Here is a 2,305-nt window from a genome sequence, read left to right as displayed (position 1 = left end):
CCCCCCCCCCCCCCCCCCCCCCCCCCCCCCCCCCCCCCCCCCCCCCCCCCCCCCCCCCCCCCCCCCCCCCCCCCCCCCCCCCCCCCCCCCCCCCCCCGGCCCGCGTGGCCCGAACGCGAAATTGACCGGCGTGGCATCGCCACGCCTCCGGGGAACGCGCTCAGGGCCGGCGCGGCAGGCCGGTGCCGATCATCGAATCGCGGGTCACCAGCGCCGCGAGGTCGGCCGCGCCCATCCCGTCCGTGCCGGCGGGCCGGACGGGCACCACGATACAGCGCATGTCGGCGGTGCTGTCATGCACCCGCACCTGCACGTCCGCGGGCAGGGTCACGCCGAACTCGGCCAGCACCTTGCGCGGTTCGCGCACCGCGCGGGACCGGTAGGCGCGTGTCTTGTACCCGTCGTTCGGCAGCCCCGGCAGGTCGCGCGGATAGCACGAACACAGCGTGCAGACGATCATGGTGTGCGCGCGGTCGGTATTCTCCACGGCGATCAGGTTCAGCGGCCCGATATCCAGCCCCGGCTCGCGCGTGGCGGCGGGGGGCGTCGGCCAGCACCCGCGCCTTGAAGCCCGGGTCGGTCCATGCCCGCGCCACGACGGCCGCGCCGTTCGCCGGGGACCGGTCGTCCATCGCCGCGATCTGTCCGGCGATCTCGGCCTTGGTCATGTACCCCTTCTCGACCAGCAGTTCGCGCACCGCGATCTCCATGCGCTGCCCATAGGTGAGCAGGCCGTCATTGTCGGCGCGGTAGGGGTGGCCGGACGGGCTCATCCCCGTTTGGCGGGACCGGTCGGGATGGTCGTGGGGGATGGTTCGGACCTTTTCCAGCCAATGGCCGTAGAGCTCGGCGTCGATCCTGTCCGACGGGGCCTCGGCCGCATCGCCCCGGATCTCGGCCATGGTGAAGCGCAGGCGGCAGAGCGGTTTTCCCCGGCCGCCAGCCCGTAGGCCAGTTGCTCGGGGGAGGGGGCCGTCTGTCCAGTGCCGGGATGGGCCGCATTGCCACGCGCTGACTTTGGGCCTATGACCGCGCCCGGAACGAGAGGCGCGCATGTCATCAAAGACCGGCCCCCGGGCGGCCATCCTGCCCCATCACCTGAAACTGGGCCTGCGCCCCGGCGCCATCCCGCTGGCGTCGCTGATCTGGCCGCTGGGCGATCCGGGCGACATTGCCGGCAAGTGCCTGCGCGACCTGCGGCCCGAGGATCACCTGATCCTGTTCCCGCGCGACACGCTGCACCTGCGCCCCGGCTTCGGCACGCGCGCGCGGGTGTCCGTCATGGTGCTGGAGCCCGAGGCGATCCACGGCGCGCACATGCGCTGGCTGCGGCGCACGCATTGGCGGTTCCACCGGGTTCTGACCTGCAACGAGGCGCTGCTGGCGGCCATCCCGAACGGCGTCTTCTTTCCCTTCGGCGGCACGTGGGTGCCCGAATGGCGCGAGCTGGACCTGACGAAGCGCGCGACCTGTTCGCTCATCGCGTCGGCCAAACGTTCGCAGGAAGGGCACGAGCTGCGCCACGCCATGGCCGAATGGGCCCGTGCCGAGGCGCCGGCGGTCGACGTGATGGGACGCGGCTATCGCCCCTTCGGCGCCAAGGCCGAGGGGCTGGCGCCCTACCGGTATTCGCTGGTGATCGAGAACGTGCGCGAGCGTAATTACTTCACCGAGAAGCTGGTGGACGCGATCCTGTGCCAATGCGTACCGATATACTGGGGCTGTCCCAATATCGGCGATTTCCTCGATCCCGACGCGATGGTGATCTGCGACAACGCGGCCCAGATGCGCGCGGCGGTGCGCGCGGCCAGTGCAGACGATTACGCCGCGCGGCAGCCGGCACTGGCGGCGATGCAGGCACGGGCCGATCACTGGGGCGATTTCTACGGTCGCGCGGCGCGCGCCGTGCTGGACGCCGATCAAGACAGCGGCGGCCAGATGCCGTAACGGTCGTGCAGCAGCGCGGCACAGGCCCTGTTGGCGCCGTCGCGCGTCATGCCGCCGACGACGGCTTTCTGCAGCGCGTGCGCGTCGTCATGGGCTGGGATCATCCCCCGGCGCGCGGCGGGGGCGTCGGCCAGCCCGATGCCTTGGCGGGCAAGATGGCCCGACAGCCAGACATCATCGACCGGCCATGCGGGGTCGGGCGGGTCCATGTCGGGGCCGGCCAGCCAGCGCGGATCGACCAGCACGCCGGAATAGCCCTGCGCGATGTCGGCCCCGTTCGTGGCGCCGCGCCGGTGAAGACCAGAAAGAGTATGACGATCTTGACGATCACGTCAGAGGCCGAACCGGGAATATTGCG

At 71.8% G+C, this 2,305-nt stretch carries 2 protein-coding genes and 1 pseudogene; 1 reads left to right on the top strand and 2 read right to left on the bottom strand.

Features of this window, described 5'->3' with window-relative positions; genetic code table 11:
* Positions 1 to 160 precede the first annotated feature (160 nt).
* A pseudogene (locus ACH107_RS32085) lies at positions 161 to 812 on the bottom strand (nitrile hydratase subunit alpha).
* A gap of 241 nt (positions 813 to 1,053) precedes the next feature.
* On the opposite strand from ACH107_RS32085, the gene ACH107_RS32080 reads away from it, so the two are divergent.
* Positions 1,054 to 1,947 carry a glycosyltransferase family 10 domain-containing protein gene (locus tag ACH107_RS32080; protein ID WP_412509674.1) on the top strand — a complete coding sequence of 298 codons (894 nt, stop codon included), beginning with the start codon at positions 1,054 to 1,056 and terminating at the stop codon, positions 1,945 to 1,947.
* Here ACH107_RS32080 and ACH107_RS32075 read toward each other — a convergent pair.
* Positions 1,920 to 2,192, bottom strand: a complete 273-nt coding sequence (locus ACH107_RS32075) for a hypothetical protein (protein WP_412509673.1) — start codon at positions 2,190 to 2,192, stop codon at positions 1,920 to 1,922. The two genes, ACH107_RS32080 and ACH107_RS32075, sit on opposite strands and share 28 nt — an antisense overlap.
* Between the last annotated feature and the right edge of the window lie 113 nt (positions 2,193 to 2,305).

Source organism: Roseovarius halophilus (ex Wu et al. 2025), from assembly GCF_047086965.1.
Note: the sequence above shows the minus strand (reverse complement) of the source record. Positions and strands in the feature narration are given on the sequence as shown.